The following is a 6,509-nucleotide window of genomic DNA, read 5'->3' as shown; positions in this document are numbered from 1 at the left end:
ATGTTGTTATGAATGAGTTTGCTCACCCATAATATAACAATTTTAGCTATTAGTACGCTGTTTATCATTTGATCAATTAGTTTAAATCACTTCAACAAATATAATCAGATAAACAATGAAAACATTAAGTATTGCAATTCTCTTGCTTGGGGCTTTCTCTCTTGTTTTTGCAAGCCCCCAAACCTTACAAAAGAAAAAAGATATGACGAAAGAAGTTAAAAACGTGAAAAAGGAAATCTATCTGGCCGGAGGATGTTTCTGGGGTACGGAGCATTACCTGAAACAAATCCGCGGCGTGATTAAGACAGAAGTCGGCTATGCCAACGGCAAGGGCAGCCATCCCGACTACCAAACCGTATCGACGGGAAAAACAGGATTTGTTGAAACCGTGAAAGTGGAATATGACCCCAAGCAGCTCACCCCGGAAATGTTGCTGGAGCTGTTTTTCGAAACAATCGACCCCATCAGTGTCAATAAGCAAGGAAATGATGCGGGCACGCAGTACCGCACGGGTATTTATTATACCGATAAAGCGGACGAGCCTCTCATAAAGGCCTCGATAAACCGGCTTGCCGCGAAACATACCAAACCGATTGCTGTGGAGTACAAGCCCTTGGAAAATTATTTCCCGGCCGAAGAGTATCATCAGGATTACTTAGACAAACATCCCGACGGATATTGCCATATCCCGAAAAGATTATTCCAAGCAGCCAAAGAGGCAAACCCTGCCCCTTCCCCAAAGAAGAGATATACCCGTATGGATGACGCTTCTCTAAAGAAAAAACTCACCCCAATGCAATATAACGTGACGCGCAACAATGCTACCGAAACACCTTTCAACAACGAATATTGGAATGAGTCGAGAGACGGTATTTATGTGGATATCACCACGGGGGAACCGCTGTTTGTTTCCACCGACAAATTCGATTCCGGTTGCGGTTGGCCGAGTTTTTCCAAACCCATAGACAAATCTCTCATAACGGAAAAAGCTGATCACTCACACGGCATGATTCGTACGGAAGTACGCAGTAAAACAGGCGATACTCATTTGGGACATCTATTCAACGACGGCCCCAAAGAAAAGGGTGGAATGAGATATTGCATCAACAGCGCGGCCTTACTGTTTATTCCCAAGGAAAAAATGAAAGAAAAAGGATATGAAGAATATATTCCACTATTAAACAAGTAACTATTTATTACTAAAAAAAATAAAGAGAACCTTTAGTAAAAGCAGTAAAACCGTTTAATAAACATCTGCAGGAGATACTTAAAGTACGAGAAATCACGGCAAAGCAATATACAACTTTTACTCTCCAATACCAAAAACGCAGAAGACGCTGTTATTCCCTTAAAAGGAACACTTGCATCTTCTGCGCTTAAAATATTCTATATACTCCCATCATTTGTTTTTAAGGCAAAAGGCAGGCCGAAAATGAGAGACTTACATCTTTCCGCTCTTACTCAAAACTCCTCAGCATCCTGATTTCTTCTGCCCAAAGCGATTCATCGGGCGTTTCCAGAACAACCGGCATATCGTTAAAACGGGTATCCGTCATGAAACGTTTGAAGAAATCAAGTCCGATCAATCCTTTGCCTATGCTGTCATGCCGGTCTACCCGGCTTCCCAAAGGCTTCTTGGAGTCGTTCAGGTGAACGGCACGAAGATAATGAAAGCCTACTGCTGTTTCAAATTCATCAAACACTTTGTCGTATTCATTCACAATGTCATAACCAGCAGTATAAGTGTGGCAGGTGTCCAGACAAACACCTACACGCGACTTGTCGTCCACACGGTCGATGATATACTTCAGATGCCAGAACTCATTCCCTATATTGCTCCCCTGACCGGCCGTGTTTTCGATGACGGCGGTCACGCCCCGTGTCTTCTCCAAAGCAATGTTGATGGACACTGCTATTCTGTCCAGACATGTTTCTACGGAAATCTTATTCAAATGACTGCCGGGGTGGAAGTTCAGCATGCGCAATCCCAGTTGCTCGCAACGCTGCATTTCGTCCAAGAAAGCAGCACGGCTCTTCTCCAGCCCCTCTGCTTCCGGATGTCCCAGATTTATCAGATAGCTGTCGTGGGGCAGAATGTGGCAGGCATCCAAGCCATACTTCACGCAATTCTCCTTAAACAGTTCGATACTCTCGTCTGTCAGGAGCTTTGCCACCCACTGACGCTGATTCTTAGTAAACAGGGCAAAAGCATTTGCCCCTATCTCATGGGCATTGACGGGAGTCCATTCAACTCCGCCGCTTGCCGATACATGTGCACCTATAAATTTCATTTTTCCATTCTATTTATTCTTTCATAAATTCCCACTGCGCCTGTTTCATGTCTACACATCCATTCTTTTTAAATCTCACACCCTCGGCTTCAAGCAATTCTCTTTGTTCCATCCAGTAAGGTGCCGGTCGTCCTTGACTGTTCACCACCCGATGACAAGGCAAATGCAACTCCGAAGGAGCATTGTGCATGGCATGCCCCACCATACGGGAATATTGAGGTTTACCTATCAGGTAAGCTATTTGCCCGTACGTCAACACACAGCCCGGAGGAATGGCGGCAACTATGTCGTAAACTTCTTGCCTGAAAATGTCTTTGTCCATAAATGACGGTTTGAGAAAACGAATATAAAACAAAATCAAGACAATTCCTCATTCTCCGCAATCAAAATAAAGTTCTATATTTGCTCTATCATTTAAATCACTACCGATAGTATCTCGTATGTTATCTCGCATCGAAGAGGAAAAAAAGACCATAGAGCAGATGGTACGGCTGTATTGCAGGCAGAAAGAGGGAAACCGTAAGCTATGTCAGCAATGCCGGAAGACATTGGAATATGCACATGCCCGTCTTTCCCGTTGCCCTTTCGAAGAAAAGAAACCGACTTGCAGGCTCTGCACCGTGCATTGCTATAAACCGGAAATGAAAGAGCGGATGCGGGCAATTATGCGATATTCCGGTCCGCGGATGCTGCTATATCATCCCATAGCAGCCATCCGCCACCTATGGAGAGAAAGTTTTAGTTGAAGTAGTATAAAAAAACGGCTATGCCTTCGAGTGCTTTTTTCTTCTCTCCCTCAATCTCAATAGCAAACTTAATTTCTGCCTTTGCCACCCCACGCAAATTGGACAAGGAGTGCAAATCAGCCACCAAACGAATGCGCTGCCCCGACAACACGGCCTGACCGAATTTCATCTTATCCATGCCATAGTTTATCATCATCTTCAGATTATTCACCTCAATAATCTGACTCCACAGGTAGGGCAACATCGACAAAGTGAGATATCCATGTGCAATGGTGCTCTTGAAAGGACTCTCTACCTTGGCGCGTTCTGCATCTACATGAATCCATTGATGGTCCAATGTTGCATCGGCAAAAAGATTGATGCGTTCCTGAGGAAGATCTACATAATCCGAAACACCGATTTGCCGGCCTACCAGCTTTTCAAATTCCTCATACGAGTTGATAATCACTTTCTTCATAAATACACTGTTTTTATTATATAGTTACACGTTCCATTTGCACGCTATCATCTGCCTGTCTTAGTGTAAAGAATTGAACAAATACATTCCCCCGCCCTACATGTATCTGCAAGAAACACGAATGAACGATATTCGAGACTTCGTAAAACAGATGGAAAAAACTGCACAAATATATTCTTTTATTCCTGCACGTACAAAAAAGTAGATATTAAAAGTGGTAGGATAAGAGACAAGACACTCATTTTATCCATAAGACACTTTAGGTAAAATCGGAATAGAAACGATACAGCCGTAATGCTTCGTCATAAACAAAAAACAAGGTTGATGACGGATTTCTTTTCAAAGAGAAAAGCAGCAATGGCACTCGACAAATTTATTTACCATTTCAAATCCATTCCCGACAAAAAAAACGGAGGAAAGAATACCCACGCCAGAGCATCTTCTGAGAGGGGGTAGGATGAGTATACGACTGATGCAGGATGAGTATACGACTGATGTAGGATCAGTATAGGACTAAGACAATCACATCTTTTTTTCTTTGCTTTTTAAGAGGAATATTTGATTATATTTTTCAAAAGAATTTGCTTTTAGAATGAACTATATTCTTTGGAGAAAACAAGAAATTATAGATAGAATAACTCATATAGAAGAAAACACTCTAAATGATATAAGTTCTTCACTATACAATAAGGAGGTTCAGCTTCAAAAGATATTTTTAATATCTATGAATCATACCCATAATACAGATGGGCTTGAGAAGAAAACTCTGCCGGTTCTATCGGATTACAACAGATAAATAGTGTTATAATTAGGATAGCAGATATGCATACATCAATAAAAATGAATTAGTTACTATTGCTGTTTCTCCGTCAGATACTTCCAATAACACACGGGCATATCTTGCCTGTGTTTTTTGGGATTAAGGCGTTCTTTGATACAAATGGCCTTGAAATAGGCCTTCCAAAGAGATTGAAAAAGTTTTTCGTCCTTATCCATCAAACTCTCATCAAGCATACCGGTGACAAGATGTGCCTCGCAACTGTCTTCATCGAAAGTCACTCTACGCACTTGCCTTAAATCGTAGTAATAACCGTAGGCGCGCCTGATGTCGTATATCAGCCAAGGTTGGTCGGCGAACCGGTCACGGAAATGGTCGATTACAAGAGGTAAAGCATTCTTTTCCGGCTCTACGGCAGCAAAGAATGTTCCGTCCGCCGCTTTCTGAAAGCGGATAAATTGCAGCAAACGTACACGCTCCCAGTCCACACGCTTCCACATGCGCGAAAATTCCAACACATCAGGATCGGCAAAATTGGTCTCGATAGAACGAGGTACATCTATTGCCTTGCGAATATAACGAAACAGCAGTATCGGAGTTTCCGGCTCTTCTGCCAACCAGCACTGTGCCAAACAGCCAAGAGCAGAAGCCGAAAGTTTCTTTTCCAGTCCTTTCCACACACGGGCAGCTTTCTCTGCATCGGTAATCACCGTAAATGTTTCGTCGTAAAACAAAGGCAAGGGTTCTTCTTCTCCAAGCAGTATATCAGGAAAAATGCGACGCACATAAGCATCGAAAACAGCGGTCAGCAGCCCCTCGAAAGTCCGGTCGAAGAAAAAGATGTTCATTTCAATTCTTAGTCTTTATAGAAATGTTTTTGAGTTTATTCGGATTTTCAGCAACGAGCTGTGTCAAAATAATAAAGAAAACATCCCTTACTTGAAATCCAGCAGCAATTGTCCGTCCTCCCCTTTCGTCTTTCGAGACTTGGGCAGCAACAAGCTGCGCACACCTTGAGGCGTCAATTCGTTCACTGTACGCATCGGCAGTTCGCAGCAAGTAATAAAATATTGTGTTTTTTTCATTACCACCCCCATCTTCTTCAGTTGATAAAACCCTATTCTGGAGAAGCGGCGGGAAGCTACAATCAGTTGTGCCGACTTCACTCCGATGCCCGGCACACGGAGCAACATTTCATAATCCGCTTTATTCACGTCAACAGGAAATTGTTCAGGATGCCGTAAGGCCCAAGATAGTTTAGGATCAATCTCCAAATCCAAATCGGGATAAGCGTCATCCACAATTTCTTCTACTTTGAATTGATAAAAACGCATCAGCCAATCGGCCTGATAGAGGCGGTTCTCACGTACCAAAGGCGGTTGCTTCAATGCCGGCAGACGCTTGTCATATGTATTCACAGAGACGTAGCCCGAATAGTAGACGCGACGCATGGAAGGTTTCTTATACAATGCCGACGAAAGATGCAATATATCCTTATCCGTCTCGGCAGTAGCCCCCACTATCATCTGAGTGCTTTGTCCTGCAGGAGCAAAATGAGGAGCATGACGGTGTTTCTTACGTTCCTCCGAACTTTCTAAAACTCCCTGTTGAATGTATCGCATCGGCGCATAGACACTCTCATGATTTTTCTCGGGAGCCAGCATCTTCAGATTCTCTTCTTTCGGTATTTCTACGTTGACACTGAGACGGTCGGCATACAATCCGGCTTCATTCACCAACTCACGGCTGGCACCGGGAATACTCTTCAGATGAATATAGCCGTTAAAACGATGAACCACACGCAAGTCTTTGGCCACACGCACCAGCCGTTCCATCGTGTAGTCCGGATTGCGCACCACACCACTGCTCAAAAACAATCCTTCGATATAGTTTCGGCGATAAAATTCCATCGTAAGCTCCACAAGTTCGGTTACCGAAAGCGTGGCACGCGGCAGGTCGTTGCTACGGCGGTTGATACAGTAAGCACAATCGTAGATGCAATAATTAGTGAGCATCACTTTGAGCAATGAGATGCAACGCCCGTCTTCGGCAAAGCTATGACAGATTCCCCAACCGCCCACAGTATTACCCAGTGTGCCCGCCTTATTGGAGCGCACTGTACCGCTGGAGGAGCAAGAGACGTCATACTTTGCCGACTCAGCCAGTATCTTCAATTTTCCAAGTACACGTTCATCCATCTTTCTATCGTGCCAAATGTAGTAATAAAACCTCTCAAA

General features: G+C 43.6%; 7 protein-coding genes. 2 read left to right on the top strand and 5 right to left on the bottom strand.

The window, feature by feature from the left end; all coding sequences use genetic code 11:
• Positions 1–115: 115 nt before the first annotated feature.
• Positions 116–1,189 carry a peptide-methionine (R)-S-oxide reductase MsrB gene (msrB, locus tag EV202_RS13940; protein ID WP_131927494.1) on the top strand — a complete coding sequence of 358 codons (1,074 nt, stop codon included), beginning with the start codon at positions 116–118 and terminating at the stop codon, positions 1,187–1,189.
• A gap of 268 nt (positions 1,190–1,457) precedes the next feature.
• On the opposite strand, the gene nfo is transcribed toward msrB, so the two are convergent.
• A complete protein-coding gene (gene nfo, locus EV202_RS13935) occupies positions 1,458–2,291 on the bottom strand; it encodes a deoxyribonuclease IV (RefSeq protein ID WP_131927493.1) in 834 nt (277 codons plus the stop codon).
• Positions 2,292–2,304: 13 nt separating this feature from the next.
• Positions 2,305–2,613, bottom strand: coding sequence for an MGMT family protein (locus tag EV202_RS13930; protein WP_106068366.1), 309 nt, complete (start codon positions 2,611–2,613; stop codon positions 2,305–2,307).
• 118 nt (positions 2,614–2,731) lie between these two features.
• Between EV202_RS13930 and EV202_RS13925 the strand changes: the two genes are divergently transcribed.
• On the top strand, positions 2,732–3,037 hold the full coding sequence (locus EV202_RS13925; protein WP_131751266.1) for a nitrous oxide-stimulated promoter family protein: 306 nt from the start codon (positions 2,732–2,734) through the stop codon (positions 3,035–3,037).
• Here EV202_RS13925 and EV202_RS13920 read toward each other — a convergent pair.
• The 3 genes from EV202_RS13920 to EV202_RS13910 all read right to left on the bottom strand — a co-directional run bounded on the left by EV202_RS13920 (position 3,030) and on the right by EV202_RS13910 (position 6,470).
• A complete protein-coding gene (locus EV202_RS13920; protein WP_125239727.1) occupies positions 3,030–3,494 on the bottom strand; it encodes a MaoC family dehydratase in 465 nt (154 codons plus the stop codon). The two genes, EV202_RS13925 and EV202_RS13920, sit on opposite strands and share 8 nt — an antisense overlap.
• An 852-nt stretch (positions 3,495–4,346) precedes the next feature.
• Positions 4,347–5,120, bottom strand: coding sequence for a TIGR03915 family putative DNA repair protein (locus EV202_RS13915; protein WP_131927492.1), 774 nt, complete (start codon positions 5,118–5,120; stop codon positions 4,347–4,349).
• An 87-nt stretch (positions 5,121–5,207) separates the two neighbouring features.
• The gene (locus EV202_RS13910) at positions 5,208–6,470 is read right to left on the bottom strand and encodes a putative DNA modification/repair radical SAM protein (RefSeq protein ID WP_131927491.1); all 1,263 of its coding nucleotides are present in this window, start codon (positions 6,468–6,470) and stop codon (positions 5,208–5,210) included.
• Positions 6,471–6,509 lie beyond the last annotated feature (39 nt).

It is taken from the genome of Prevotella heparinolytica (assembly GCF_004342845.1).
In the GTDB taxonomy this organism is placed as follows: Bacteria; Bacteroidota; Bacteroidia; order Bacteroidales; family Bacteroidaceae; genus Bacteroides; species Bacteroides heparinolyticus.
This window is presented reverse-complemented; position numbering and strand designations above follow the sequence as displayed.